The organism is Sphingobacteriaceae bacterium, assembly GCA_002319075.1.
Taxonomy (GTDB): domain Bacteria; phylum Bacteroidota; class Bacteroidia; order B-17B0; family Aurantibacillaceae; genus Aurantibacillus.
Genome location: NVQB01000001.1, coordinates 1,265,780 through 1,291,901 on the forward strand (window position 1 = coordinate 1,265,780; position 26,122 = coordinate 1,291,901).

At 37.7% G+C, this 26,122-nt stretch carries 28 protein-coding genes and 1 tRNA gene; 17 read left to right on the forward strand and 12 right to left on the reverse strand.

Annotated features, from left to right (window positions below):
- The first annotated feature begins 86 nt into the window (after positions 1–86).
- From CNR22_05720 to CNR22_05745, 6 genes are all read left to right on the forward strand, one after another.
- Entirely contained in the window at positions 87–1,226 is a 1,140-nt protein-coding gene (locus tag CNR22_05720; protein PBQ34833.1) for an acyl-CoA dehydrogenase, read from the forward strand.
- Positions 1,227–1,381: 155 nt separating this feature from the next.
- Positions 1,382–2,794, forward strand: a complete 1,413-nt coding sequence (locus tag CNR22_05725; protein ID PBQ31282.1) for a hypothetical protein — start codon at positions 1,382–1,384, stop codon at positions 2,792–2,794.
- 2 nt (positions 2,795–2,796) lie between these two features.
- Positions 2,797–3,588, forward strand: a complete 792-nt coding sequence (locus tag CNR22_05730; GenBank protein ID PBQ31283.1) for a phosphosulfolactate synthase — start codon at positions 2,797–2,799, stop codon at positions 3,586–3,588.
- 12 nt (positions 3,589–3,600) lie between these two features.
- Positions 3,601–3,909 carry an NADH oxidase gene (locus CNR22_05735; GenBank protein ID PBQ31284.1) on the forward strand — a complete coding sequence of 103 codons (309 nt, stop codon included), beginning with the start codon at positions 3,601–3,603 and terminating at the stop codon, positions 3,907–3,909.
- Between the two features lie 4 nt (positions 3,910–3,913).
- Positions 3,914–4,555 carry a hypothetical protein gene (locus CNR22_05740; GenBank protein PBQ31285.1) on the forward strand — a complete coding sequence of 214 codons (642 nt, stop codon included), beginning with the start codon at positions 3,914–3,916 and terminating at the stop codon, positions 4,553–4,555.
- 120 nt (positions 4,556–4,675) lie between these two features.
- Positions 4,676–4,972 carry a hypothetical protein gene (locus CNR22_05745; protein ID PBQ31286.1) on the forward strand — a complete coding sequence of 99 codons (297 nt, stop codon included), beginning with the start codon at positions 4,676–4,678 and terminating at the stop codon, positions 4,970–4,972.
- Positions 4,973–5,420: 448 nt separating this feature from the next.
- Here the strand turns inward: CNR22_05745 and CNR22_05750 are convergent, their stop codons facing one another.
- The 4 genes from CNR22_05750 to CNR22_05765 form a co-directional block, all read right to left on the reverse strand.
- Entirely contained in the window at positions 5,421–7,934 is a 2,514-nt protein-coding gene (locus CNR22_05750) for a hypothetical protein (protein ID PBQ31287.1), read from the reverse strand.
- Between the two features lie 116 nt (positions 7,935–8,050).
- Positions 8,051–8,830: an XRE family transcriptional regulator gene (locus tag CNR22_05755; GenBank protein ID PBQ31288.1), complete on the reverse strand. Its 780-nt coding sequence runs from the start codon at positions 8,828–8,830 to the stop codon at positions 8,051–8,053.
- A gap of 86 nt (positions 8,831–8,916) precedes the next feature.
- A complete protein-coding gene (locus tag CNR22_05760; protein ID PBQ31289.1) occupies positions 8,917–9,321 on the reverse strand; it encodes a hypothetical protein in 405 nt (134 codons plus the stop codon).
- Positions 9,322–9,396: 75 nt separating this feature from the next.
- Positions 9,397–10,578 (reverse strand): hypothetical protein, encoded by a 1,182-nt coding sequence (locus CNR22_05765; GenBank protein PBQ31290.1) that lies wholly within the window; start codon positions 10,576–10,578, stop codon positions 9,397–9,399.
- 87 nt (positions 10,579–10,665) lie between these two features.
- Between CNR22_05765 and CNR22_05770 the strand changes: the two genes are divergently transcribed.
- Positions 10,666–11,034: a hypothetical protein gene (locus CNR22_05770; GenBank protein PBQ31291.1), complete on the forward strand. Its 369-nt coding sequence runs from the start codon at positions 10,666–10,668 to the stop codon at positions 11,032–11,034.
- Here CNR22_05770 and CNR22_05775 read toward each other — a convergent pair whose 3' ends face one another.
- From CNR22_05775 to CNR22_05785, 3 genes are all read right to left on the reverse strand, one after another.
- Positions 11,035–11,790 (reverse strand): hypothetical protein, encoded by a 756-nt coding sequence (locus CNR22_05775; protein PBQ31292.1) that lies wholly within the window; start codon positions 11,788–11,790, stop codon positions 11,035–11,037.
- Positions 11,791–12,228: 438 nt separating this feature from the next.
- Positions 12,229–12,702: a hypothetical protein gene (locus CNR22_05780; protein ID PBQ31293.1), complete on the reverse strand. Its 474-nt coding sequence runs from the start codon at positions 12,700–12,702 to the stop codon at positions 12,229–12,231.
- 248 nt (positions 12,703–12,950) lie between these two features.
- The gene (locus tag CNR22_05785; protein ID PBQ31294.1) at positions 12,951–13,454 is read right to left on the reverse strand and encodes an ATPase; all 504 of its coding nucleotides are present in this window, start codon (positions 13,452–13,454) and stop codon (positions 12,951–12,953) included.
- A gap of 182 nt (positions 13,455–13,636) precedes the next feature.
- Here CNR22_05785 and CNR22_05790 point away from each other — a divergent pair, with 182 nt between their 5' ends.
- The 7 genes from CNR22_05790 to CNR22_05820 all read left to right on the forward strand — a co-directional run bounded on the left by CNR22_05790 (position 13,637) and on the right by CNR22_05820 (position 18,108).
- Positions 13,637–14,410 (forward strand): AraC family transcriptional regulator, encoded by a 774-nt coding sequence (locus CNR22_05790; protein PBQ31295.1) that lies wholly within the window; start codon positions 13,637–13,639, stop codon positions 14,408–14,410.
- A gap of 62 nt (positions 14,411–14,472) precedes the next feature.
- A complete protein-coding gene (locus CNR22_05795) occupies positions 14,473–15,015 on the forward strand; it encodes an ester cyclase (GenBank protein PBQ31296.1) in 543 nt (180 codons plus the stop codon).
- A gap of 122 nt (positions 15,016–15,137) precedes the next feature.
- Complete coding sequence (locus CNR22_05800) at positions 15,138–16,172, forward strand: LLM class flavin-dependent oxidoreductase (GenBank protein ID PBQ31297.1); 1,035 nt, start codon at positions 15,138–15,140, stop codon at positions 16,170–16,172.
- A 447-nt stretch (positions 16,173–16,619) separates the two neighbouring features.
- Entirely contained in the window at positions 16,620–16,829 is a 210-nt protein-coding gene (locus tag CNR22_05805; GenBank protein ID PBQ31298.1) for a transcriptional regulator, read from the forward strand.
- Positions 16,830–16,835: 6 nt separating this feature from the next.
- Positions 16,836–17,165 (forward strand): phosphatidylinositol kinase, encoded by a 330-nt coding sequence (locus CNR22_05810; GenBank protein PBQ31299.1) that lies wholly within the window; start codon positions 16,836–16,838, stop codon positions 17,163–17,165.
- Positions 17,166–17,601: 436 nt separating this feature from the next.
- Entirely contained in the window at positions 17,602–17,787 is a 186-nt protein-coding gene (locus CNR22_05815) for a hypothetical protein (protein ID PBQ34834.1), read from the forward strand.
- A 3-nt stretch (positions 17,788–17,790) separates the two neighbouring features.
- A complete protein-coding gene (locus tag CNR22_05820; protein PBQ31300.1) occupies positions 17,791–18,108 on the forward strand; it encodes a hypothetical protein in 318 nt (105 codons plus the stop codon).
- Between the two features lie 311 nt (positions 18,109–18,419).
- On the opposite strand, the gene CNR22_05825 is transcribed toward CNR22_05820, so the two are convergent.
- The 3 genes from CNR22_05825 to CNR22_05835 all read right to left on the reverse strand — a co-directional run bounded on the left by CNR22_05825 (position 18,420) and on the right by CNR22_05835 (position 19,979).
- On the reverse strand, positions 18,420–19,373 hold the full coding sequence (locus tag CNR22_05825) for a DDE transposase (GenBank protein PBQ31301.1): 954 nt from the start codon (positions 19,371–19,373) through the stop codon (positions 18,420–18,422).
- Between the two features lie 25 nt (positions 19,374–19,398).
- Positions 19,399–19,755, reverse strand: coding sequence for a transposase (locus CNR22_05830; GenBank protein PBQ31302.1), 357 nt, complete (start codon positions 19,753–19,755; stop codon positions 19,399–19,401).
- 147 nt (positions 19,756–19,902) lie between these two features.
- Positions 19,903–19,979: transfer RNA gene (locus CNR22_05835), tRNA-Pro, on the reverse strand.
- A 148-nt stretch (positions 19,980–20,127) separates the two neighbouring features.
- On the opposite strand from CNR22_05835, the gene CNR22_05840 reads away from it, so the two are divergent.
- The 3 genes from CNR22_05840 to CNR22_05850 are packed head-to-tail and all read left to right on the forward strand — an operon-like array spanning position 20,128 to position 24,326.
- Complete coding sequence (locus CNR22_05840; GenBank protein ID PBQ31303.1) at positions 20,128–21,654, forward strand: glutamine-hydrolyzing GMP synthase; 1,527 nt, start codon at positions 20,128–20,130, stop codon at positions 21,652–21,654.
- 27 nt (positions 21,655–21,681) lie between these two features.
- On the forward strand, positions 21,682–23,394 hold the full coding sequence (locus tag CNR22_05845) for a hypothetical protein (protein ID PBQ31304.1): 1,713 nt from the start codon (positions 21,682–21,684) through the stop codon (positions 23,392–23,394).
- Positions 23,385–24,326: an oxygen-dependent coproporphyrinogen oxidase gene (locus CNR22_05850; protein ID PBQ31305.1), complete on the forward strand. Its 942-nt coding sequence runs from the start codon at positions 23,385–23,387 to the stop codon at positions 24,324–24,326. The genes CNR22_05845 and CNR22_05850 overlap by 10 nt, the downstream gene beginning before the upstream one ends.
- 6 nt (positions 24,327–24,332) lie before the next feature.
- On the opposite strand, the gene CNR22_05855 is transcribed toward CNR22_05850, so the two are convergent.
- Both CNR22_05855 and CNR22_05860 read right to left on the reverse strand, forming a co-directional pair.
- The gene (locus CNR22_05855) at positions 24,333–24,599 is read right to left on the reverse strand and encodes a hypothetical protein (GenBank protein ID PBQ31306.1); all 267 of its coding nucleotides are present in this window, start codon (positions 24,597–24,599) and stop codon (positions 24,333–24,335) included.
- Positions 24,599–26,107 (reverse strand): DEAD/DEAH box helicase, encoded by a 1,509-nt coding sequence (locus tag CNR22_05860; GenBank protein ID PBQ31307.1) that lies wholly within the window; start codon positions 26,105–26,107, stop codon positions 24,599–24,601. The genes CNR22_05855 and CNR22_05860 overlap by 1 nt, the downstream gene beginning before the upstream one ends.
- Between the last annotated feature and the right edge of the window lie 15 nt (positions 26,108–26,122).

The following is a 26,122-nucleotide window of genomic DNA, read 5'->3' on the forward strand; positions in this document are numbered from 1 at the left end:
TAAATCTCTTATTAAATTGCAGCAATGGGACTATACCATTATATTTGCAAGGTTACAAAAAAAATATAAACCTTAAAATTATCCCTATGCATTTCGAGTTATCCGAAGAACATTTAATGATTCAAAAAGCGGCCAGAGAGTTTGCGCAGAATGAATTAAAGCCAGGAGTTATTGAACGCGATGAACTTCAAAAATTTCCAACTGAGCAGATCAAAAAAATGGGTGAGCTTGGATTTATGGGAATGATGGTTGACCCTAAATACGGCGGAGGTGGCATGGATGCTATTTCTTACGTTTTAGCCATGGAAGAAATCTCTAAGATAGATGCTTCCTGCAGTGTAGTAATGAGCGTAAATAACTCACTTGTTTGCTGGGGACTGGAAACATTTGGAAACGAAGAACAAAAACAAAAATATTTAGTGCCTTTGGCTAAAGGAGAAAAAATCGGAGCATTTTGCTTGAGCGAGCCGGAAGCTGGAAGTGATGCAACCTCTCAAAGAACTACCGCAAAAGATATGGGTGACCATTATCTATTAAACGGAACAAAAAACTGGATCACGAATGGTAATAGCGCATCTACTTATTTAGTAATCGCTCAAACCAATGTAGAAGCTGGTCACCGTGGTATTAACGCGCTCATTGTTGAAAAAGGAATGCCCGGCTTTACTGTTGGCCCTAAAGAAAACAAAATGGGAATCCGTGCCAGCGACACGCACTCTTTAATGTTTGATAATGTAAAAGTTCCAAAAGAAAATCGTATCGGCGAAGACGGATTCGGATTTAAATTCGCCATGAAAACATTAAGCGGAGGCCGCATCGGTATTGCTTCTCAGGCATTAGGAATTGCTAGTGGGGCTTTCGAATTAGCTTTAGCATATTCAAAAGAACGTAAAGCGTTTGGAAAAGAAATCAGTCAGCACCAGGCAATTCAGTTTAAATTGGCTGATATGGCTACAAAAATTGAAGCAGCGCGTTTATTGATTTTCCATGCTGCCTGGTTAAAAGATCAACATTTACCATTAGATAAAGAAAGCGCCATGGCAAAAGTATTTGCCAGCGAAGCAGCTATGTGGGTAACCACAGAAGCGGTTCAGGTTCATGGTGGCTACGGTTACGTAAAAGAGTACCATGTAGAACGTTTGATGCGTGACGCCAAGATTACGCAGATTTATGAGGGCACGAGCGAAATACAGCGTATTGTGATTTCCCGCGCTTTGTTAAGCTAAAATCTTTTTAAATTCCTATTCTTCCTGAAGCCTCCTTTTTGTTAAAAAGGAGGCTTTTTTGTTATAAATTTTTTTAATAAAATCAATCTTTTTTAATGAAATTATAGCCGTAATTTTAAGGATTGGTATTTATACAGAAATAAATATTTACAGGTATGAGTGAGTACGACGATGATGCGGACGGATTGAATGACAAGGAATTTGAAGAGAACTTAAGACTTTTCGAAGATATGCTGACCACTGGTCAGGTTCATTTTTTTGATGCGGATGATATTGAGGAGATTATAGATTATTATCTTCAGTGGTTGAATTATGATATGGCCAAAAAGGCTATTGATTACGGATTGGAGCGTTATCCTTTTTCCACGATCATTAAAATCCGTTATGCCCAATTTCTTTCGAGCCAACATTACACTTACGAAGCGCTCAACATTCTTAACGAAGTAGAACAAATCGAACGCAATAATTTTGAGCTTTATATGGCTCGTGGATACATCTACAGCCAAATGGGTCTGGGTGAACAGGCTATTGAGAATTTCAAGAATGCCATTCCACTTTCAGATCAAAAAGATGAGGTATATGTAGCACTTGGTGTTGAATTCTTAAATGAAGACAAGCCAGATGACGCTCTCTATTACCTTAAGAAGGCAATCAAGATGAATCCTAAAAACGAAGTAGCATTAAATGAACTTTCTTTGTGCTTCGACCTTACCGGAAAATCAGATGAAGCTATTGGCTTCTTTGAGCAATACATTGACAATCACCCATACAGTTATTTTGCCTGGTTTAATCTCGGCTTAGGATACGGACGCATTGGTCTTTTTGAGAAAGCCATTGAAGCCTATGATTATGCCTTGGCTATAAATGAACAATTTAGTTCAGCCTATTTTAATAAAGCAAATTCGTTAGCGCAATTAAATAAGTTTGAAGAAGCAATTGAAGTTTATAAAGAAACTTTCAAGTACGAAGATCAGGAACCTACTACTTATTATTACATCGGCGAGTGTTACGAAAACCTCGATCGTTTTGAGGAAGCCCTTGTTAACTACAATAAATGCGTAAAACTCGATCCGGCAAACGCTGATGCTTGGTTAGGTATTGGGGTTGTTCTCGACGCTATGAACCGGTTAACGGAAGGCGTACATTACATTAAAAAAGCCATTGAGATTAACCCCAACGAACCTGAATACTGGTATGTATTTGCCGAAGTTCAGGAAAAACTTGGATTTATTGAAGAGGCTGCCATGGCCTACCAACGGGTTATAGAACTCGATTACCCCGATTACGACGTATGGTTGGATTACTCTAAACTTTTGCACCATAACGGTTACGTAGACGACGCTATTAAAAACCTCAACGAAGGCATTAAGAAATTTCCGGATGTTGCTGAACTGTATTACCGTCTCTCTATAATATTATTAGATAAACACCGTCGTAAAGAATCACTCGATATTTTAGCCCGCGCTATGGATATGGATTTTACAAAACACGACGAAATTTTTGAATACGCACCTGTTTTAAAAAATGACCAGGAAATTTTAAATTTAATCTCCGGTTTCAAAAAATAATTATGGCAAATCAATATAACTTCAACCTCTCCCACTTACCTGAACGCACAACCAGCCCACGTAAAAACGGTGTTACTATGGTAATGGATAAAGGGATTAGTCTGCGTCAGGCAGAAGATTTTATCAGCGTGTCGGCCGACTACGTTGACTTTGTAAAACTGGGTTTCGGAACCTCTTTAATTACAAAGAATGTAAAAGATAAAATTAAGTTGTATAAAGATGCCGGCATGAAAGTTTATGTGGGCGGTACCTTGTTCGAAGCTTTTATAGCACGCAACAAATTTGACGACTACAGAAAATACATTGCTGACCTTGGATTGGATTCTGCAGAAGTAAGCGATGGCAGTGTTGAAATTAATCACGAAAAGAAATGCGAATATATAAGCATTCTTGCAAAAGATTACACCGTGTTAAGTGAAGTTGGCAGTAAAGAAGAAGGCGTGATCATTCACCCTGCGCGATGGATTAACATGATGTTGAATGAATTGCAGGCTGGTGCTTTTAAAGTGATTGCCGAAGCAAGAGAAAGCGGAACTGTTGGTATTTTTCACAAGAATGGAAGTGCTCACACTATGCTTATCAACCGCATTGTAAATAAAGTAAAGATTGAAAATATCATCTGGGAAACCCCTCAAAAAAGTCAGCAGGTTTATTTTTTAAAATTATTCGGATGCAATGTAAACGTTGGTAATATTGGTGTTGACGATGTTATTCCATTAGAAACCTTACGTTTAGGGTTACGCGGAGACACCTTCTTTACTTTTTTACCGGAAGAAATGAAACAACCCCTTTAATAGTTTAATAACATGAAAGAAATTACAGTACAGGAATTAAAAAAACTCATCGACGAGAAAGCGGATTTTCAATTGATTGATGTGCGCGAAGAGCACGAGTTTGACGAAGCAAATCTGAATGGAACCTTAATTCCTATGGGTGAAGCCTTAGATCGCGCTGATGAAATTTCAAAAGATAAACAAGTTGTAATTCATTGCCGCAGCGGTAAACGCAGTGCAACTGTTATTGGAGCTTTAGAAAGTCAGTTAGGCTACACCAACCTTTACAATCTTAAAGGTGGTATTCTTGCATATATTGAAGAAATCGGATTAGAAAAATAAACCCATGGTAGAATTATTTAAACACATCTTACACCTCGATTTCGATTGGTTGTTTGCCAATTATGGAGCGGCTATTTACACCGTTCTTTTCCTGGTTATATTTATTGAAACCGGTTTAGTGGCTATGCCATTTTTACCCGGCGATTCTCTTTTATTTACTGCAGGATTATTTGCAAGAACCGGGCATTTAAATATGTCTTATCTCTTAATTCTTCTCTTCATTGCTGCCGTATTAGGCGACAATTGTAATTACTGGATAGGAAGAAAAATTGGTGTCAAAATTTTTGATCTCAAATTAAAAGGCCGTCCCATTGCGAAAAGAGAATACCTTGACAAAACGCATGAGTTCTTTGAAAAACACGGCACTAAAGCCATCATCATGGCCCGTTTCGTTCCTTTCGTTAGAACTTTTGCACCCTTTGCAGCGGGCGTAGGCAAAATGGATTATAAAAGGTTTTTAAGCTTCGACGTTCTTGGTGGGGCTCTTTGGATAGGCAGTTTAACTACAGCCGGTTATCTTTTAGGAAAAGTTGATTTTATCAGAAAACATATTGATTTGGTTTGCCTTGGAATTATTTTTATTTCCGTGGTACCGATTATTTTTTCTGCTTTGAAAAGCAGAATGCAAAGCAAACAATCTTCTTAATTAGCTAAGCATTAAAAAAAGCAGGATAAATTAATTATCCTGCTTTTTTTGTTCACTCCTAGCTTATAAAACGAAAACCATAAAGTACCGTTAAATTAGAGAGTTTAATTAATCACATCTATGTTAAGGCAGCTTGTTAAATACTGTGTCGCTTTTCTTGTTGTATGTTTTTCTTTTATCAAAGGAACCGACTTCCTCTACAGCGGCGTAAGCTATACTAGGGACGTTGAACTTAAACTCGATACAATGCAGCGTACTGTCAGCGTCTACCTACTTCCCCCTAGTATTGACTGTCTCTATTTTTTTAATGACGCCACAGCAGGCAACCTATTCTATAAACAGGAAATCACTTCTGACTCCATAAGATTTAAGAATATAACCGCACGAGCGCTGCAATTAGTTGTAGAAAAAGAATAAGGCGATACAGAATTATATAATTTTAAGTACAATGACTCAACTAATAGCTATCAATTAGAAAAGTGTAATTGCTTAAATAGACTATCTGACAAAATGTATATAATGCACCATTTTTATAAGATGTTTTTTATTTTTTGGACTCAGCTAATAGTAGTATTGACTCTTGATTTTTTATTATTCCGCAAAACCGATTCACTTAAGAAGAACTGGGTTATGTCATCAATTTTTATTTTTCTTGGCACCTGTGTAATCTATCATCCGCTTATTAAGATACTGATACTATAATCCATTAGAGCTTTCTGGGTCATGTTTTTTTTTGAACGCTATTCACTGCAGATATAAATTAGATTACGTAGCTGGTAAAAATTTAAACGATATATTGCAAGCATACGCCATAAAAAAAGGGAATGATGCAATGCACCATTCCCTTTCTATTAGGAATTGTATATTAGTTTTTTATAAGCTTGATTACTTTGTTTGCATTACCTGAAGTAATTTTTACAGAATAAACACCTGCTGCAAGACCATCAACACTTACGTTTATTTGATCTTCAGAAGATTTTGTATTAACAACAACACGTCCTGTAACATCCGTTACAATTACTTGTTTAGTTACACCATTTGCTAAGCCAACAGTGAAAAGACCATTGGTTGGATTTGGATAAAGGTTAACCCCGGTTAATTCAGAACTTATTTCATTTAAACCTACACAAGCTGAAACATTCACCGCTACCTGCGCTGAAGCTGAGCAACCACGGAAATCAGTTCCTGTTAATGTATAAACAGTGCTTGACGTCGGATTTACTAAAGCCTGTTGTGTAAGGATAATTGTAGAGTTATTGATCCATTGGTAGCTGATAGCACCACTTCCGGTTAACGTTGCCGTTTCACCTGCACAAAGTTCGTTAGGTGCAGAGCTCACTGCTGTTACAGGAGGCAAAGGATTAACACCAATCGTTGCTACTACAGATGTTTTACAGCCGATATTGTTTGTACCGGTTACCGTGTAAGAAGTTGCCACTGTTGGAGCAACTGTTGCTGTTGAATTCGTAGATCCGGTACTCCAGCTGTAAGAAGTAGCTGAACCCAAAGCAACTAATGATGCCGATGAGCCCAAACATACTGATGGTGTTGAAACATAAATTGAAACAACGGGTGAAGGATTTATTGTAAGCATTGGTGTTACAGTTGTTGAACAACCGGATGCTGTGTTAGTGGCTACCACGCTGATATTTACATTAGTCGAATAAGGAATGAATGTAATAGAAGGAGCGATTTCGCCTGTGCTCCAGGTAAATTCATCGCCACCGGTAGCAGAAATAGTAATATCCTGATCACTACAAAGATTAGCCGGACTTGTGGTTAAAGAGACAGTTGGCGCATTTAACGAGCAAGGAATTGTGACAGATAAATCATCAAATGTTAAGAAATTTGGAGTACTATTTCCAATACATTTAATGGCTATGTAATAAATTCCCGACGTTGCTACAGTAAATGTGTTTGATAAAAGTTGGTAGAAAGTACCTGTAACTGGGGTTACGGAAGCAATTGTAGTTAATCCTACAGTAGATTGCGTTGATCCCAGGTTTAATGAAAGATTAGACCAACCAAGTGCGCCGTCAGTAATGTACCAAACAGCCGCCGAATACGTAACACCTGGCTCCATTTGAACGCCGTTAGAATAAAAATAATCTCCCGCGGCATTTGTACCGAAGCGGAATGAAGCAAATTTAGATCCTGTATGCGGAATTCTATTGTTAGCTGCAGCTACAGTGTAAGTTTGATTAATGGTGGGTAAATTACTGGCAGCCCATGAACAGTTTGGCAACTGGTTGTTCACCGTAATACCTTCAAATCCTTCGTAATAAGGCACCGTATTAATTGTTACGCCGGCAATATTTACACCATAAGGTGTAGCAGTTGAACTTTGTGGTCCCACACTGCATGTAATTACCGCCTGGTAGTAACTCGTTACCGTTACATTGCTGGCAGCATAAGAAGAGTTAGTTGCAGTAGGAACGATAGTAAAGGGCCCTACAGCTGATTGATCTGAAACGTACCACTGATAACTGATACCGGTGTTTGTATAAGAGTTTACAAGATTTAAGGTAGACGCACCGCCCGGACAAATTAAAGAAAATGTGGACGCAACTGTATTACTAGCCGGTGCTCCTGAACATGGTGGTGGTGGAGTCCACTCGTAAACCTGACCACTTACAGGTTGTAATCCAGAGGTATTGATATTACAAACATCAGTATTAACAGTTCCAGGAATAGAGCTGGCCCATACAGTTGGACTCACAACGCTTCTGTTATTAAAGTCAGCATTTGAATTTCCTCTGATACCTACCTGGCCGCCTGTTGTACTTGTGATCGTTTGCGAACCATAAACAATATTTATTACATTGGTTGTTTCTTGTAAACGGATCTGAAAATTAAGAAAATCGTTCCCTAAAAAAACACGGTAGTTAGTCCATTGAATAACACATTCGCGGTTTGGTGGAGAACCCACTGTTTGCACTCTTAAGCTTCCATTGTTAGATACTAAATCTCTCCCAAAAGCAGACACCCTGTTTTGTAAAATGGCAGGAGCGGTGCTTGCCCCTGAAATACCTGCTCCAAGGCCGGTATTATTTAGGTTGACCGGATTTGGGGTTAATGCAGACTGACCAAATGCAATCCACCCGTTGTTGTCAATACCAAAAACATCATAGGTATTAAAATTAAAAGTAAAATTAAATCCAATAGGAATACCCGGGCCGGTAGTTTGATTTAAAGTTGGGTTGGCAGGATTAACGAATGCTCCGTCGTCAGTAGTAGAAGTTGCAAATACAGTTCCTCCTGTAATTGGCAGGTAGGTTCCCTGGTATTGGGAAAACCCATAAATTGAGACTTGTGCGGACGCAGAAAAGGCGAGTATGCCGGTTGCTGCGACCAGTAGGTTTTTGTACACTTTTTTCATAGTTAGTTATGTTGGATTTATTAAACTAAATTATGAAAAAATTGCACATTTCCTACATTAACAGTTAAAGGCTTCTGAGAATAAATGTTAATTAGTAAATTGACTTTGATTAACTTTTAATTAAGTTTTTTCTCCTTCTTAATCTCAGCCAACTCTACCTTCAGCCCACGTAACATATTCATAATGCTATCCAGATTAAGTTCTTCATTTTGATATTGATTCATATTAATACAACATGTGTATTCCCAAATTTCAAGGATTTCGCTCAACTTTACCTTATAGGGTTGATAAACTTTATTATCAGAATGTAATTCAAAGGTTCCTTCTTTTTTATTAAAATTCATGATACGTTTGTACGACAAGCCATCGTCTTTTGTAACGATAACATAGGTACTTCCTAATTTTACATCTTCCGCTTTCTCGATATATTTTCCTATCACAAAAGAACCCTCTTTAATAGGCGGCATGCTATCACCTTTAATAGGAAAAGCGCGGTGTTTGCCTGTTGGTAAAAATGGCAAACGCATTTGTGGTAATTTTTCAATATAATCAGGATCAGCATAACCCCTTAAATACCCAGCGGATGCTTTTAAAGGAATGAGCTCTACCATATCGTTTCCATCTTGATCTAAAAGTATGGGAAATAAAATACGGTTCTTGCCCACTTTCATTAAGCCATCCAGATTTGTTTTTTTAAGATCGCCTCTTACAAGTGCATCGATAGCAATATGAAAAAACTCCGACAGGCGAATAAGTAAATCAATAGGGGGTTCGTTACGAGCTTCTTCGTAACCGCCAATGCGGGATCGGGTAACTTGTAACTCGTCGGCTAATTGCTCTTGTGACAAGCCTTTCAGGCCTCGTAAAAAACGGATATTGGAAGAAATTTTGCTCATTGCTATAATTTATAGTTTAAAATTACTATTAATTATAGTTATTTGCAAATGCTGTTTTACAAGATTTTGTTATTAAATTTTAAAATTTAAACTTTAACTCTCACCTTTTCCAATGACAACAGCCACTTGACGGCATCTTTTTCAGAATTAAAGATTTTACTTGGTTTTTGGGGTTTATTCAGACTTAAATAAAGATTCGCCATAACGCGTTGTGTTATAGACTTAACCACCATAGCATCGGCGATCGTATATCTCTGACCCTCTTCGCTCGCCGAAAAAGCCATCGCCTCTTCATTTACCTGGGTTAATTCCTCAGCCATCATTAATACAAGGATCTCTTTTCCCTTAGATAAAATGCCGATCGCATCGTTCAGCTCTTTTGTTCGTTTTCCGTCAATCACAAGCTCTCCAAATACCTCTATGCGCACTAGTTTTGCATCCAGCAACTGCACTTTCGCGTAAGAAAAAATAATTTCCTGTAAAATTTTCATAAGAGAAAGATAACCAAATTTCCTATTTCAGCACCTCAGAGGATTTTAAAAGCTTCTACGAAGATATAAACACTTTTAAAAATATTTGAGCCACTTGATGTGCTTGTGCGTAAGCTTGTAATTACCATACCACCTGCACAAAGGATACATGAAGATGATCAAACACATCCAGTACAAATAAATAAAAGGTAAAGTTAAACCCACGCCCGATTCTGGTCTACCAAATTGCATAATGCCAAACGGCATCTCAGCCCACTCTACCCCCTGCAGCCGAATCATTACAAACATCGAAATATGAATAATGTACCAATGCAGAATATAAAAAAACATAGGTACACGTCCGTAAACCACGAAAATTCTGATAAACCTGTTGTCTTTACTTTCTACTAAATACAGTACAAAGAACATGATCGATAAAGTTGCGCAGGCATATAACAAAGAGGGTGGGTATTTTGTAAGATCAATAAAAGAAAAAAAAGTGTTTAAAGGCGTAGATTGTAAAGACCATGGCTTGCGATCGCCATACACATTAAAAAACCGCAGGATAATAAAAGTAAAAAGTGCCGCAAGTGCCGTTAAAATTAAAACACGGGATCGCCTCTTAGTTTCAAAAGTAAAAACTTGTCCGAAGCCATAGCCGCATAATAAAATTCCTAACCAGGGGATAATGGCATAACCAATCATCAATCCGCGCTCTTCACCCATTTTAAAAAAGCCTCGATCAAATAATAAGCTCCAAATAAATCCTAATGCCGATTCTTTATTGATGTGTACCTGCGGTGTAAGATTATGAAGAATAACTATCCCGAGTCCAATAAATCCAAGTGTTTTTGCTGGAATTTTGAGCAGAAAAGAAAGGATAAAGAAACCTGCGCCTATAGCGAAGATTACCTGAAATAAAAAAGTACGGAAATAAATATCGAACCACACACCAAAACCTACGACTGTTACTTCCAGAATCATTAATAAAATACCGCGACTTCGCAAAAACCCTTTTGTTTTAGAAAGATCATTTTGATTTATAAATGTCAGGTAAGCCGAAACGCCTCCTAGAAAAACAAAAATGGGAGCACACAAATGCGTAATCCATCGTGTCATAAACAAAGCCGGAGTGGTTGTAGCAAGATCAAGCGGATCGTTGGTTAAAGAAGTAGTGTGCAAAAGATCACGGATATGATCAATTGCCATAATCACTATAACAAGCCCGCGCATAAAATCTATGGAGCTTATTCTTGAGCTTTTAATGAGTTCTTTCATTTAAATTTTTGGAATGCCTAAATGTAAGAAATACAATTTGCAGAATGAATCCAGGGAAATATAAAATCATTTAGTATTTTAGTAATAATGACAACGGAAAGCAAGAAAGAAATTTCCAAATTCACAAATGGAAAAACTGAACAAAGTTTAGTTCTGTTGGAGCATTTTATAAATCACTTCGAAAGCATTGGAAACATTACCCTGCATGCGGCAAAAACAATGATTGGAATATCTAATGGTAAAAAACGTATTGCCTGGATCACGCAGATTGGCAAAAATTTCATCCATGTTGTTTTTCCTTTCAAAAAAGAATACCCCGATAATTTGTGTTTTCAAAAAATTGCACAAGTTCCTGGAGATGCAAAACAATTTAATCACCATTTCAGAATGCTGTTACCTGAAGATGTAAATGAAGAAGTTTTAAGATTTATGAAGCGGGCAATTGAAAGCCAATAACTATTTTACCAGTTTCGAAATTTCTTCTTTGGATTTATCAATCCACAAAGTAACGCCTCCTTTTTCTCTGCGGCTCATCCGTTCAGATTCTTCTACAATATCAAAAAAAATAAGACCAGCCTCTTCTATGCGACTTTGTCTTAATAAAAAACATCCGTAATTATATCTTGCCTCATAATTCGAAAAGCGGTGATTCATTGCCTGATATTGTTTCTCAACAAGACTAGTATTTCCAGTCTTTTCAAGAGCCAATGCATATAAAAGATTGGTATGGCTTTTTGAAAAATTCATGGCATTTGTTATTTTAAGACCAGTACGTACAACTTCATCCATCCTGTCCAGTTGATAATAAGCATGAATAAGTTGCTTTAAGATATGTTCATTATCATGAAAAATCCCTGTAAGGGCAGGCTCATAAAGTTCAATCGCTTTTTCAAACATGCCACTCTCAAGATAAGCATCTGCTAAGGCAACTCTATTTGTGAAAGTACTTGTAAACTTGAAATTTTTCTCAAGGTTTTTTATCCTTCCACCAGGATTTACAAAGGCAACCGCCTTTTCCTGAATATCAGAAACATGATTTCGCTTTACTATTTCGGTGAAAATGTAAACCAATGACCCTACTAAAGGCAAAAAAACAATTATCCAGATCCATTTTTGCTGATTGCCCTTGCGGTAAGAATGAAATACGCATAGTGCTTGTAAAGCAAGAATGAAATAATAATATTCTGAAAAACTGCCAAACAGATCGTACATAAGGGAATTAATTATTAGCGGCTTAAATATAATAATTAATGTATTATCAATACAAAACAAGCTTACTGGCGGTAGAATTGGTGAAATTCTCAGAAGAGAAAAAACCTTATGAGTTGGTCAAAAAATTTATGGTGAGAAGTTTTAAGTCGGTTCGTGACTGGATATCAGTCATGCGACAAAATTACTAGTTACTGTTACAAATTTTGTGGTCATTCGAACTATTCCTCTAAGACTGACAAAGATTGCCTCATGTCACAAATAATTTTAAACTAATTAATTATGATAATTTACGACGATGGACTATTTGCCTTCGGCAAATAGTCCATCGTCGTAATTTCTCCTTTAAGATTCAAATAATTCAACGATCACAATAGCTATCGGGAGAGAAATCTGCGTCACAGAAAGTGTTGACTAACAGGACGCACTTCCGAACAACTCTCAGTTCACCTTAAGAAGTTTGATGGTTATACCTATCTGCCCAAGATGATAAGCATCGTGATGAATGAGTCCAAACAAAATATCTTTATTTGTAAATTCAGATAGATGGTATTTTTTGCTAAGAAATTCTTCGCTGCAAGTATCGATATATTCTATCAAACGCTGGTGAGCGCGATAAAACTCTTTTTTTAAAACAGACCAACCTTTTTTACGCAAAACTTCGTTTGTTTTCCAATCATTTTCATCGTTATCTTTTAAAGTGTTTGCAATACAATTCATACGGTCTAAGCAAGCTTCGATCCAAACACTTATATGAGAGAGTAACTCAGCAACGCTGTGCACTTCGGCAATGGGCCTTGTAAACGCGAGATCGTCCGTTAGACCAGCCAACTTCTTATTGAAATTTTCATCCAGCCATAAGGGACCCTCCAACAAATCGTTTAGCTGTTTAGTTATATCCTCTTTAATTTTCATGTACTGCAAAAATAACTCCGGACAAACATCTTACCGTCCATCACGAGCCTGTCAAAGTTTTTAATATCCCGCTGTCTCATCTTCTTCATCGCTTCCATTACTCTCGCGGTTTTTGGTAATCAAACTCTTGCCACCAGAAGCGTCTTTAAAAAAAAGAGGCATAGTACTCCGTAGCTTTTTCCTCAACTTTTTTTTTTAGAAACCCTAAATGAGGTTTGATTTTTTGAAGCTTTTAAGCACACCTTCGATTAGATAGAATGCCATTTTAAATTATTTTCGAGTTTATCGAGTGATTCAAGCCAGCCCTGAACGCAATCATTGTAGGCTTCAACCGGTAAACCCTCTTGTTTTAAGGAAATAAATGTTTTTTCATTGTCTGCCTGTAATTCTACTGTTGTTAAAAGAGCTTCGGGCCAATCGCCTGCCATTTCAGCTGGAGCAGAGATGATGTTTCCCGAACTATCCGAAAAACTATCCGTCATAACAAGTTTCTTATAAGGGACAATTTCCTTATAAATTCCTGTTGAGTAAATTTCTTCCCCATCTTTTGCCTTCATACTAATGAAATATTTGCCGCCAATTTGTAAATTAATCTCACAATGAGGGCAGGTATAAGCTTTTGGTCCCCACCACTTATGAAGCAACTCACAATTTGTCCAGGCTTTCCAAACCTCCGAAACAGGGAGATTCACAGTCTTTTCAAGGGATAGGGTTTTTCGCGTCCCGGGAGATTTTTCTTTAATAGTCGTCATTGGTAATTAGTAAAAAATGATTGTTGCTTCGTTAAATGCTTTGTTGAACCTTTAAGTGTTGCAAACAAAATGCCAGCGACCTTCAAAGGTAAAAGGCGTCATTCTATATACCAGGCACAAAGTTCCTAACTCCTCAAATTTCTATTTGAAAAACCATTCTTTTGCCGCAACTTTATTGTACAATGTTTTCAGAAAGATATAGTCCTTGCCCGGCTCTTCAGCCGTTTATTAAAACAATGATGATCATTGAAAGCTCAGAGGGTATGCAAAACAAGCTTTTGCCGGATACCTCTATTGTTATAGCGTTCAGATTAAGAGGGACTGTAAGTTCAGTAGATATAAAAGGGAAAACGACACTTCCCACTTCCCTCATAACCGGACTTCGCAAATCCTCACGCCTTGTGAATTACGAAAAAAATACGGCGGTGCTTTTAGTTATATTCAAAGAAACGGGCCTTTCCACTTTTCTCAAAACGCCGGCTCACGAATTTTTCGGAGAAAGCATTTCCCTTGAGCAGCTCTTCCCTAAAGAGCAACTGCATGCCTTAGAAGATCAACTTGCAGATTCTCATTCCAACCTTGAAAGTTTTCAATTATCCGAACGTTTTTTTCTTAAATTTTTGTCATCCAAAAAGCAAGACTACCTGATAGTAAACGCTGTTCAAACAATTAAACTTTCAAAAGGATCCCTTCCAGTTAAAATTCTTGTAAACACTTTTCCTATTAGCCACGATGCTTTTGAAAAACGATTTCGAAAAACAACGGGCACTAGTCCAAAACATTTTTCCTCTATAGTTCGTTTCCGGCATCTGATCTCGAACTATACCGCAAACGTCACTCTAACAGATCTAGCATATGACTCCGGCTTTTTCGATCAAAATCATTTTATAAAAAATTTTAAATCTTTTACAGGCGAAACTCCACGCATTTTCTTTCAGGCAGGACGCTTCTGGTAAATCACTGATTTTTTACTATTTATCTTTTTTTCATCTCTGTAGTTTTGATAAAAATTTACAAGATGAAAAAAATTATTCTCTATTGCGTTATAGTAGCTGGCGTTTCAGTAACGTTTTCAAGCTTCACAGGTAGTAAATTAAAAAATCAGAAACATTTTCCAAATCACAAAACCATGATCAACAAAAACAAAGAAGTAATTCGTAAATTATACGAAGAAGCCTTAAACAGAAGAAATTACAGTCTTTTAAAACAACTTGTGTCTGAAGATTACATTGGGCCGCGCGGAGAAAAAGGTGCCGAAGGAATGGAAGGAAGCGTGAAACCTCTTATTGTTTCTTTTCCCGAAGTACAATGGAAAATTGAAGACCTGTTGGAAGAGGGCGACAAAGTAGTTGTGCGCTGGTATTGGCAAGCCACACACAAAGAAACATACCAGGGAATTACAGCAACTAACAGATTAGTAAAAAGTGAAGCCATTGCAATTTATGTTTTAAAAGATGAAAAAATAATAGGGGCAACAATGATTACCGATCGCCTGGGATTTTTAATGCAATTGGGTGTTATATTGCCGGAGCAATTGCCAGGAAACCAATCAAAAAAATAGCGAATGTTCGCTCTGTACAATCCATAAAAAAAGTTATACTGCTTCCTTATGGGTGGTATCCAAAAAGAAAGCGACTCTATTTTTGAAAGCGATAATCTTATCTTTAACCTAAATTTTAATTTATGGAAATAGGAATAGATAGTTTCGCTGCAGCGGCGATTGGCAATGATGTAGGCTCGAAAACAAACAGTATGGACGCCCTTGGGAAACTCCTGGAACGCATTGAGCACGCCGATAAATCGGGGCTTCACGTGTTTGGCATAGGCGAACATCACCGCAAAGAATTTCTCGACTCTGCGCCTACTATGATTCTTGCAGCAGCAGCTTCCCGCACAAAACAGATCCGTCTTACCAGTGCGGTTACGGTTTTAAGCGCTGCCGATCCTGTGAGAGTTTTTCAAAACTTTGCAACCCTTGATCTTATCTCTAAAGGACGTGCTGAAATCGTTGCCGGACGAGGCTCTTTTACAGAAGCTTTTCCTTTGTTTGGCCTGAATCTTAATGATTACGATGAACTCTTTAGCGAAAAACTAGAGCTTCTTTTGAAAATACGCGACAATGAATCTGTTACCTGGTCAGGAAAATTTCGTCCGGCTTTAAAAAATCAAGCTATTTATCCAAGACCTATTCAAGATCTTTTCCCGGTTTGGATCGGCGTTGGCGGAACACCTGAATCCTTCGTCCGTGCAGGAACTCTGGGCCTTCCGCTTATGGTGGCAGTTATTGGTGGCGAAACACATCGTTTTCGTCCTTTGATAGACCTTTATAGAGAAGCGGGAAAACGGGCCGGACATGCTCCTGAAAAATTAAAAGTTGGCCTGCATTCCTTAGGATACATTAGCGCAAGCTCACAACAAGCGGTGGAGGAATTTTATCCAGGTTATGCCGAAACCTTTACCAGAATTGGAAAAGAAAGAGGATGGCCCCCGGTTACTAAAGCACATTTTGATGCGCAAAACGGAGCAAGAGGGGCGTTGATGATTGGTGGTCCGGAAGAAATCGCTGAAAAAATTCTCCGTCACAGTGAAGCCCTGGGAGGTATTTCCAGATTTACTTTTCAGATGGACAATGCAGGACTAACGCATGAAAAATTGATGAAAGCCATTGAGTTGATCGGGGAGAAGGTGATTCCTTTGGTAAATGCAAAATCTAACTAGTTGTAAAGGCTTAATTCGCTGCATTCGCCTGAGTTTTGCGAGGTGAAAAAATAACCTGCAGGCAAAATTTGATCGCAGAATCACACCTAGTTTAGCTAAGGTGATCTGGTTTTTAGGAAGGTCGCAACCAAACTCGGATCAGTGGAAAAAGCTGGAGGCGGATTTAAAAATTCATTTTCCGAAGTCAAGCCTGATAGTCCATTTTTACAGCAATTAGTCAATTTTTAAAGTCCAAATGTTCCATGAGAGTACAGTTCAGTATAATGGTACAAATCTATCAATTATACGTAATTTCCACTTTTTTCCGCATTTGTACCATTCTAACGATGTATTTTAGACTATTCGCGCGTATTCTCTATTTTGCTTTTAAAAGCAGTTATGATGGTACAAATTTGACATTCATAAAGAAAACTCCCTAATTTGATAGAATATTACCAATATAATGGCATGGAAGTAGCAGAAATAGGTAAAACAGTAAAGCATAGACGGGAGGCATTAGATCTAACTATAAGAGATCTGGCTGAGGTTACAGGTCTATCTAAAACAACAATTACTCAAATCGAAACAGGTAGCAGCAACCCTACGTTTGAAGTACTACAAAAGATTTTTGAGTATCTCAACCTGGAGATGAAAATAGAAGTCAGAAAGCAAATATAACCTTCTATGAAAATCGGAAATAAATTAGAAGTCATTTATAAAGGAGTAATCAAAGCAGGCATTCTGTGGGTTGATGATGACGGATATCATTTTGAGTATGATGATGTATTTATTAACGATAACTCAGTGCGACCAATTTCAGTCAATTTATCAAAGACAACAAAGACGCATCATTCCAAAGAATTGTTTCACTATTTCAAATCCATTCTTAGCGAAGGCGAGAATCGCCAACAAATTTGCAAAGCACTAAGTATTGATCCCAGCGATGACTGGAGCCTATTGGCATTGACCTGCCAACATGATACAATTGCAGCTATAACGGTAAAAACGATATAACATGGCACAATGTAACGGATGCTTAAAAGATGATATAAATGGTTTTTGCTCTTCCTGTCAGAGAATTCTATTTGACCGCTCAAAAGTAACGCCCCAACTTAAATTCAATTGGGAAGATATATCAAAAATAATCGACGGTCAACCAACTGGATTTAGTATTTCAGGAGTGCAATGAAAAGGATTTATTGGAAAACCTAGGGGTATTGAATTACTTCCAAAAATGGATGTTGATGAAAAATCTCAATATATCCTAAAACCAATGCTATCACGGTTTAATTTGCCAGACCAATCACCTGCAAATGAGCCTGTGATTATGTAAATAGCTAAACAACTTTCAAAATCAAAATTGCCGAGTGTACGTTTATGAAATTTGCAAACGGAACACCTGCATACGTCACCAGACGATTTGATTATAACGCAAATGGTGAAAAATTAAATCAGGAAGATTTCGTGTCAGTACTTAAAGCTGCAGATAAATAAATCAAAGTCATACCAAGATGTTGGTGAATGGCTAAGCCCGCTAAACAAAGTTGATTTTCTTCGCATACTGATATTCAATTTCCTCACAGGAAATGGTGATGTTCATTTAAAAAACATATCCCTGCTTGAAACTGCCCACTGAGACATGATGCTATCTCCTGCTTACGATTTAATGAATACCAAAATTCATCTTACTGATAATTTACTGGCATTGAATCTATTCGAAGAACTGGAACAAACCAGCTTGCCACGGGGACAAAAATATAATTATAAAAGTGCTGATTTTATTGAGTTTGGAAAGCGTTTGAATATTGATGCGACTTTAATTAAGAAGATCGTTGACTTATTAATTCAAAAAGAAAGTGAACTTCTCGTATTAGTCGATAAGTCATTTTTATCTGATGAAGCGAAAACACTTTACAAAAATAATGTGGTTGCGAATTACAAATTGTTTAAGCAATAAGCGCATTTGTGAACCACTATGCAACCAGTAGAAATTAAAATGCTTAGCAGATAGTCAAACTCTTAAAAAGAGTGCAACCATCTTCGATTAAACTTACTAAGATATCTTAACCAGACACTTACATAGCAGTAGTTAACGTAAGGCACAAATAGCAAAAAAACCTGAAAACAGAAGCTTTCAGGTTTTTTTGTTGGGGTGGCCAGTTTAGATGCCCTGATCTGGTTTTTAGGGAGGTGACAAACTAACAACCAATCTTGCTTAAGAGAGATTGTGTTTTTTTGGGATCAGGCGCAAAATCTGTGGAGTAAAATTTAGGCAAATAGTTTAGAGAGTCTAAATAGGAAGAAATTTACATCTGTAACTCCTCGGTATTGCGCTCTAAAAGCTTTGATTTTCGCATTAAATGATTCGGCTGAGGCATTAGTACTTCTGTTATTAAAGTAGTTTAGTATTCTTTTGTAATTGTTTTCAATGGTTCTGGATAGGGTATTGAAGGTCTTGAACCCAGATTGGGCAACCTCTTCATGCCATTTGGCTAATCTTGTAAACGCATATATTTTCTCTTTTGTATTGCTGTAGATCCAGGATAATTTTTGAGCCAGACCATACGCTTTTTTAATATCAGGATAACGATCAAAAAGTATGTTAGCTCTTTGGGATTGTTCTAAAGTCCAGTTGTGTTCGGCTTTGTAGAGTAAATAGCGGCTTCTTGCGAGTAGTTGTTTGAGAGTCTCACCATTACTTAAAATTTCAGGGACATAAGCTCTTTTGTTTTTCCGGGATTCGTCAATGCCATTATTTTCAGCCTCTATAGCTTCCCAACGATGTCTTATTCTTATTTCCTGGAGTGCTTCGGTAGCTAACTGTTGAACATGGAAGCGATCAATAACCATACTTGCATGAGGAAAACATTTTTTTACGATTAACCCCATGCTACCCGCAAGATCCAGTGTGACTTCACGAACTCTCTTTCTAAGATGTAAGGGGATACTTTGTAGCAATGAGATTATGCTCTCCGAGTGAGTCCCCTTTAAAATCGCAACTATGGTACCCTTCTTCCCTTTTGCCGCTTTGTTGGAGAGGATTGTGTAAAGCTCTGAGTGTGATAAACAGGTCTCATCAATGGATAAATAAGGACCAATGTTTTCAGGAAATATAATTCCTTGTTCGGCTTTATTCTTGTATTTCCAATCGTTATAATCACTTAATTTCTTACGATAGTAACGCTGAAGCTTTTTGCCATTAATGCCGTAAAATGAGCCTATAGTTTTAATGCTATGCGCATGCGTATCAACTAATTTCTTTTAAAAAAGCCGCAAAATCGTTTGTGATTCGCGTCCCTTTTGTAATGATATCCCAATTACGAAAAACTACACTTCCGGTCTCCTCATTAAGCCAGCGACGACGCTTGACATGCAGAAAAACATTGTGCCCCCGAATCGGAAAATCTTGTATAGTTACCTGATCAAAAAAACCTTTTGAAGTTAATCGGACAGTCGCGTACTCAGCAGGAATAGTGCTTATCTCTTGTAAATACAAATCAATGCGCTCGCTTTCTGAGTCTTTTTTATAACCTGTGAGTTCAAAATAATCGCAAATCCCCTCAGGTAATACTATTTTTAAAAAGTCATTGTAGGATGGGTCCATAGTTAGTTTTAGTCCCCGTAAAATTCAGATTATTTTTTCTTCCCCACAACTTTTGCGCCTGATCCAACTTTTGCGCCTGATCCTAAGCGAGCCTGCGGCTTGGTGGAAAATAAAAAATCCTTTCAGCAAAGCTGAAAGGATTTTTGTTTGTCGGGGTGGCCAGATTCGAACTGACGACCTCCTGCTCCCAAAGCAGGCGCGATACCGGGCTACGCTACACCCCGATTGTGTGCGTACTCAAATTAAATTTTGAGAGTGCAAATATACGATTATTTTATCTTCTACAAAAAAAGTATGCATTTTTCTTAAAAATGTTTAACCCGCTGTGAATTAGACTTTTTGGCCGAAAATTAAATTGTATTTTTGTTCTCTATGCAAGAACAGATTCTCATTTTAGATTTTGGTTCTCAATTTACACAGTTAATTGCCCGCCGTTTGCGCGAATTAAACGTTTATTGCGAAATTCATCCTTATACAAAAGTTCCTAAAATTACCCCTGACATTAAAGGTGTTATACTTTCCGGAAGTCCACACAGCGTGCGTGAAGAAAATGCACCAAGACCTGATTTGTCTGAAATAAAAGGTAAACTTCCTTTGTTAGGGGTTTGCTATGGCGCCCAGTTTCTTGCACATTTTTTTGGTGGTGAAGTTGGTAAATCAAACTCCCGCGAATACGGACGGGCGCACCTTGAAATAAAGGATAAGGAAAGCAGACTTTTTAAAGATGTTAATGATTCTGTAGTTTGGATGAGTCATGGCGACACTATTCTAACTATTCCTTCCACCTATAAAATTACGGCTAGCACCCACGATGTTAAAGTGGCAGCATACGATATTGCCGGTGAAGATACTTTTGCGATTCAGTTCCACCCTGAGGTTTATCATACAGCTGAGGGAACTAAAATCCTGAAAAATTTTGTGTACGGCATTTGTAAATGCAAAGGCGATTGGACACCCGCATCTTTTATCGATACAACCATTTCTGATCTTAAAAAACAATTGGGTGACGAAAAAGTAATTCTTGGTCTGAGTGGTGGTGTAGACAGTAGCGTTGCTGCGATGATACTTCACAAAGCTATTGGTACAAATTTGCATTGCATTTTTGTTGACAATGGTCTGCTTCGTAAAAACGAATTTGAAAGTGTTCTCGAATCCTATAAGCACATGGGATTAAATGTAAAAGGAGTGAATGCTAAAGATAAATTCTATTCAGAATTAAACGGCGTTTCTGATCCTGAGAAAAAACGTAAGGCTATTGGTAAAGTATTTATCGATGTATTTGACGAAGAATCGAAACTTGTTGCAAACGCACAATGGCTTGCGCAGGGCACTATTTATCCTGACGTTATTGAAAGTGTTAGTGTAAAAGGACCTTCTGCTACTATTAAATCTCATCATAACGTAGGCGGACTACCCGACTACATGAAATTAAAGATTGTAGAGCCACTTCGCAGTTTATTTAAAGACGAAGTGCGCCGAGTTGGTAAAGAATTAGGTCTCGACGAAAACATCCTGAATCGTCATCCCTTTCCCGGGCCCGGATTGGCAATACGTATTCTCGGAGAAATTACAGAAGAAAAGATTCGCATCATACAGGAAGTAGATGCTATTTTTATTGATGGATTAAAATCACACGACTTGTATAAAGAAGTTTGGCAGGCCGGTGCAATTTTCCTTCCCATTCAAAGTGTTGGCGTTATGGGCGATGAAAGAACTTACGAAAGTGTTGTAGCCTTAAGAGCTGTAAGCAGCACAGATGGCATGACAGCAGACTGGTGCCACTTACCCTATGAGTTTCTTGCTAAAATAAGCAACGAGATCATAAACAAGGTAAGAGGCGTTAATCGCGTGGTTTATGACATTAGCTCTAAACCACCAGCAACTATTGAGTGGGAATAATCCTTTAATCTAAGTTTACCATCTTTAATGATTATTACACAAAGTAAAAAATATATTCTTTTCAGCCTTTTGGTTCTGACGAGCTTCATTAGCTTGGCGCAGACCAAATCCACAAACATTCAAACCGTTGACGGAAAGAAATATTATATTCATAAAATTGAAAAGAGTCAGAGCCTTTATGCTATCTCAAAAACATACAGCATTAGTCTTGAAGAGATTTACAAAGTAAACCCAGAGCTAAAAACACAGGGAGCAAAAGTAGACCAGGAGATTAAAATTCCTCTTGCTGTTAGTCCACCCGCTCCGGCAAGTAACACTTTGAGCTCTATCACTTCTAGCGTAGCAATTGATACAAATAAATACATCACTTATAAAATCGCTAAAAGTGAAACGATTTATAGCATTACACGCCGTTTTAATATTTCAGAAAAACAGTTGGCTAACTATAATCCCGGCATTACCCCAGCTCTTAGAGAAGGGCAAACTATAATTGTTGGCGAAAAAACTAAAAAGAAAACCCAGGTAAAAGAAAAAGAATCTAAAAATACAACAGTGGTTAAAGAACATAAATCTTCTCACTTTAGCCTGATAGATTCAAGTTTATTTAAACCGGTTTCAAAACCCAAAAAAGAAAAATACAACGTTGCTTTAATCCTTCCGTTTCGACTTGATCAAACTTTGACTGTAGACGTAAACGAACTGGCGAAAACAAACAGCAATTTTCCTGTTGTACCAGCACTTGCGATTGATTTTTATTTAGGGTTTAAACGCGCCGTAGATTCTTTGCTGGCTAAAGATTTTGAGGTAGATATCCTTCTATATGAAAGTGATGACAAGGATTCGCTCAAACTAGAGCAAATTGTAAAGGATCCCAAATTTAAAGAGCTCGATCTTATCTTCGGACCATTATATGCCCATGGCTTTAAAACCATCTCTAAAAAAGCCAAGGAATTAAATATTCCAATTGTGTCGCCGATCACGCAACAAAACAAAATTCTTTACAATAACATTTACATTTCAAAAACGAACCCCTCACAATTTACCTTATTGGAAAGTCTTGCAGATTATTGCATAGATTCTCTTGTTGGAACGAATAATAATATTGTGTTGATGCTTTTGTCAGAAAAAGATAAAAAAGAACTTGCTTTCGTAACAGCTTTTAAAAAATACTACAACGAGAAACAAAAAGCTCTCGGAAAAGGAATCAAAGACACTATAACACTTGCAAAAGGAATGAGTGCCCTCAAGAATGCATTTAAGCCCGGGGTAAAAAACATTGTTGTAACCTTAAGTTCTAACCAGGTATATCTTGCTGACTTTACAACGCAACTTTCTATGGCAGGTGACAAGAAAGAAGTGACCCTTTGCGGATGGGAAAGCCTTACGGAGACAGAAAATATTGACCAGGAATATTTGAACCAATTAAATTACGTATTCCCGCACCAGTTTAACATCACTAACCTTTCAGCGTACTCAACTATTACAAAATCTTACCAGGAGCAGCAGCAGGCGTTACCGGGCGAATATTTCTACATTGGGTTTGACATTGGTTTTTATTATCTCATGAATTTAAAAACTACCGGTCCTAATTTTGTTTACAACCTGAATAATCTTCCCTACGAAAGTAATTACATGCGTTTTAAATATGCGCGTCCCGATTTCACAACAGGTTTCGATAACCGCGGGGCATATATTTTTAAGTATTCTGACTATCACTTGCAAAAAACAGGATGGAAATAAACAGAGATGAAATTTCTGCATGGTTAAAAAATCTGCAGGATTCTATTTGTATCGCTTTGGAAAAAGCAGATGGCAAAGCTCAGTTTGAAGAAGAGAACTGGAGCCGCCCTGAAGGCGGAGGTGGAAGAACCCGCATCATGCGCGAGGGAAATGTAATTGAAAAAGGCGGCGTATTATTCAGCGCTGTGGAAGGAGATGCTCCCGACTTCTTATTTAAAGAGAAAGAACATTCAGTTTCCGGAACACAAGATTCAAAAGAAAAACCGAAATTCTTCGCTACTGGAGTTTCCATTGTTATTCATCCACAAAATCCCATGGTTCCAATCATCCACATGAACATCCGTTATTTTGAAATGACGAATGGTGTGCGGTGGCTGGGAGGAGGGATTGACCTTACTCCGCATTATGTTGTGGAAGAGGATGCTAAGTTTTTTCATATCGCTCTTAAAACGGTTTGCGACAAACATAATAAGACCTACTATACCCAATTTAAAAAATGGGCCGACGATTATTTTTATATTCCGCACCGTAAAGAAACGCGGGGCATTGGAGGGATCTTCTTTGATCGTTTAAATGAAGACGCTTCCATGAACTTTGAAAAAAACCTCGCTTTCTGGAAAGCGGTGGGTGAAACCTTTGCTCCCACTTACACAGAACTCATTGCCAGAAATAAAAACAAAAAATTTTCCGAAAAAAATAAACAGTGGCAATTATTGCGCCGTGGTCGTTACGTAGAGTTTAATCTTGTTTACGACAAAGGGACAAAATTTGGTCTTGAAACCAACGGACGTGTGGAATCCATTTTAATGAGTCTGCCAAAATTAGCAAGTTGGGAATACGATTTTAAAACGGATGAAAATTCTGAAGAAGGAAAAACCTTGAGCCTTTTGAAAAAAGACCTAAATTGGGCTAGTGAGGAAAGTAAGGGATAAAAACTATTACTTCCGGAATTTAAAAATCATCAGCATTAAAAAGATCACAGGCAGGGAACTTAAAAACATGCCTATGTACCCTTTAGGAAATTTTTCCTGCTCCGAATAATGTTTCTCATTTAAAAAAATATTTATCACAGCGAAGATAAAGCCGAATATAGCAAGTGCTACCCCATAAAACATAAACTGTTTTTGATAAACGCACAAGGTTGCCAGAAGGCCGATTCCGACAGAGAGGTAGCCGCTCAGTTTGTAAAGTTTTTTAACATCCATTATTCGGCGTAGTAGGTCATTAACCTTCTTCTTAATTTACTAGCGTAACTCTGACTCTGCCAATCAATGTGATTGTTGGTAGAATTAATGCATTTACCAAACTGTTTCATACGGTATTTCATTTCTTCACCCAGGAGATTGAATAATTCAAGAGCCTCTTCAAAATCAGCAGCATTGTCTTTAATACGGCCAAAGTGATCTTCCAGGCTTTCATCTACAACTGTCTGTGGTTTTTTTCCTTTACGAAGCGCCATTGCATAACGGTCGCGTACAATAAAGGCTTCAGCACTTGAGTTAAGAAAACGCTCTTTAATTTCTGGAGGAAGGTCGTAATCATTTACCAATTCGTAATCCCACTCGTCTTTGTAACGTTGCTCAAGATACATGTGCGGCGCCACAAACACGTGATTCCAGTCAATAGGATACTGCCATAAATTAAAGCGGCGCGAATTGTTCCCTAAATCGATGATATTGAAAGTCTTTTTGTTTGGGAGCACACGGCTACCACGACCAATCATTTGATGATAGAGTGTAAGGGACTTTGTAGCACGATTAAGAAAAATGGTTTCCACTTCCGGTTCGTCAAAACCTGTAGTTAAGATACTAACGGAAGTAAGGATACCGTCTTTGGTCTTGCGAAACCAATCCAAGGTATCTACCCGTTCTTTATCGCTAAAGGTACTGTCCAGATGCTTAATTGGGTAGCCTTTAGCTTTAAAAGTTTCGTATACTGCGCGACTGGTTAAAATACCTGCATTAAAAATTAAAGTCTTTTTTCCTTTTGAAAGTTCTTCGTAAGCCTCCACAAGTTTACCCTGCATGATAGCTTGTGTATATAACTGTTCGTGAGATCCAACGGTAAACTCACCGTTATTACCGACACGTAAAGAGCTTAAGTTAACATCGTAAGAAAAAGTCTGCCCCTCGCACAAAAATCCCTGCTCGATAAGATTAGAAATACTCTCGCCAACAATAAGTTCGGTATAAGTTTGATATAAGGGTAATTTCTTATTACTGCTTAAAGGTGTTGCTGTTACACCTAAAATATTTACGTCATTAAAATAATGGAAAATTTTGCGGAAAGAGTTGTTGTGAGCCTCATCGACAATCACTAATCCTATGTCCTCTAAAAATTTATCATTTTCCTGTAAACGGTTATTTAAAGTCTCAACAAGCGCTATAAAAGAGTTGTAATGACTTTGCTGCGGCAATTGTTTTACATCACTTGTAATAACCTTATTTGAAATCCCTGCCTCCGCTAAAACATCGGAAGTTTGTTTTCCTAACTCGATGCGGTGTGTGAGAATTAAAACTTTACGTTTGCTCTGAGCTATATAACGCTTTGCAATTTCACTAAAAATAATCGTTTTACCTCCACCTGTAGGGAGCTGAAAAAGTAGATTAGCGTTTGGAGGTAACTCGCTCAAACGGTTAAAAATTCTATTTACGGCTTGTTCCTGGTAAGGATATAATTTACGTGATTCTGCGGCTTCTAGGGTTTCTTCCATTTAAAAAAGGCAATT

What these genes read in the sequence shown, in the direction of transcription:
- CNR22_05775 (PBQ31292.1), bottom strand. Translation starts at nt 11,790, where the DNA reads ATGTACGATCTGTTTGGCAGTTTTTCAGAATATTATTATTTCATTCTT.
- CNR22_05845 (PBQ31304.1), top strand. Translation starts at nt 21,682, where the DNA reads ATGATTATTACACAAAGTAAAAAATATATTCTTTTCAGCCTTTTGGTT.
- CNR22_05740 (PBQ31285.1), top strand. Translation starts at nt 3,914, where the DNA reads ATGGTAGAATTATTTAAACACATCTTACACCTCGATTTCGATTGGTTG.
- CNR22_05760 (PBQ31289.1), bottom strand. Translation starts at nt 9,321, where the DNA reads ATGAAAATTTTACAGGAAATTATTTTTTCTTACGCGAAAGTGCAGTTG.
- CNR22_05755 (PBQ31288.1), bottom strand. Translation starts at nt 8,830, where the DNA reads ATGAGCAAAATTTCTTCCAATATCCGTTTTTTACGAGGCCTGAAAGGC.
- CNR22_05800 (PBQ31297.1), top strand. Translation starts at nt 15,138, where the DNA reads ATGGAAATAGGAATAGATAGTTTCGCTGCAGCGGCGATTGGCAATGAT.
- CNR22_05745 (PBQ31286.1), top strand. Translation starts at nt 4,676, where the DNA reads ATGTTAAGGCAGCTTGTTAAATACTGTGTCGCTTTTCTTGTTGTATGT.
- CNR22_05750 (PBQ31287.1), bottom strand. Translation starts at nt 7,934, where the DNA reads ATGAAAAAAGTGTACAAAAACCTACTGGTCGCAGCAACCGGCATACTC.
- CNR22_05830 (PBQ31302.1), bottom strand. Translation starts at nt 19,755, where the DNA reads ATGGACCCATCCTACAATGACTTTTTAAAAATAGTATTACCTGAGGGG.
- CNR22_05730 (PBQ31283.1), top strand. Translation starts at nt 2,797, where the DNA reads ATGGCAAATCAATATAACTTCAACCTCTCCCACTTACCTGAACGCACA.
- CNR22_05765 (PBQ31290.1), bottom strand. Translation starts at nt 10,578, where the DNA reads ATGAAAGAACTCATTAAAAGCTCAAGAATAAGCTCCATAGATTTTATG.
- CNR22_05795 (PBQ31296.1), top strand. Translation starts at nt 14,473, where the DNA reads ATGAAAAAAATTATTCTCTATTGCGTTATAGTAGCTGGCGTTTCAGTA.
- CNR22_05820 (PBQ31300.1), top strand. Translation starts at nt 17,791, where the DNA reads ATGATGCTATCTCCTGCTTACGATTTAATGAATACCAAAATTCATCTT.
- CNR22_05805 (PBQ31298.1), top strand. Translation starts at nt 16,620, where the DNA reads ATGGAAGTAGCAGAAATAGGTAAAACAGTAAAGCATAGACGGGAGGCA.
- CNR22_05810 (PBQ31299.1), top strand. Translation starts at nt 16,836, where the DNA reads ATGAAAATCGGAAATAAATTAGAAGTCATTTATAAAGGAGTAATCAAA.
- CNR22_05770 (PBQ31291.1), top strand. Translation starts at nt 10,666, where the DNA reads ATGACAACGGAAAGCAAGAAAGAAATTTCCAAATTCACAAATGGAAAA.
- CNR22_05860 (PBQ31307.1), bottom strand. Translation starts at nt 26,107, where the DNA reads ATGGAAGAAACCCTAGAAGCCGCAGAATCACGTAAATTATATCCTTAC.
- CNR22_05735 (PBQ31284.1), top strand. Translation starts at nt 3,601, where the DNA reads ATGAAAGAAATTACAGTACAGGAATTAAAAAAACTCATCGACGAGAAA.
- CNR22_05855 (PBQ31306.1), bottom strand. Translation starts at nt 24,599, where the DNA reads ATGGATGTTAAAAAACTTTACAAACTGAGCGGCTACCTCTCTGTCGGA.
- CNR22_05790 (PBQ31295.1), top strand. Translation starts at nt 13,637, where the DNA reads ATGTTTTCAGAAAGATATAGTCCTTGCCCGGCTCTTCAGCCGTTTATT.
- CNR22_05850 (PBQ31305.1), top strand. Translation starts at nt 23,385, where the DNA reads ATGGAAATAAACAGAGATGAAATTTCTGCATGGTTAAAAAATCTGCAG.
- CNR22_05720 (PBQ34833.1), top strand. Translation starts at nt 87, where the DNA reads ATGCATTTCGAGTTATCCGAAGAACATTTAATGATTCAAAAAGCGGCC.
- CNR22_05785 (PBQ31294.1), bottom strand. Translation starts at nt 13,454, where the DNA reads ATGACGACTATTAAAGAAAAATCTCCCGGGACGCGAAAAACCCTATCC.
- CNR22_05780 (PBQ31293.1), bottom strand. Translation starts at nt 12,702, where the DNA reads ATGAAAATTAAAGAGGATATAACTAAACAGCTAAACGATTTGTTGGAG.
- CNR22_05840 (PBQ31303.1), top strand. Translation starts at nt 20,128, where the DNA reads ATGCAAGAACAGATTCTCATTTTAGATTTTGGTTCTCAATTTACACAG.
- CNR22_05725 (PBQ31282.1), top strand. Translation starts at nt 1,382, where the DNA reads ATGAGTGAGTACGACGATGATGCGGACGGATTGAATGACAAGGAATTT.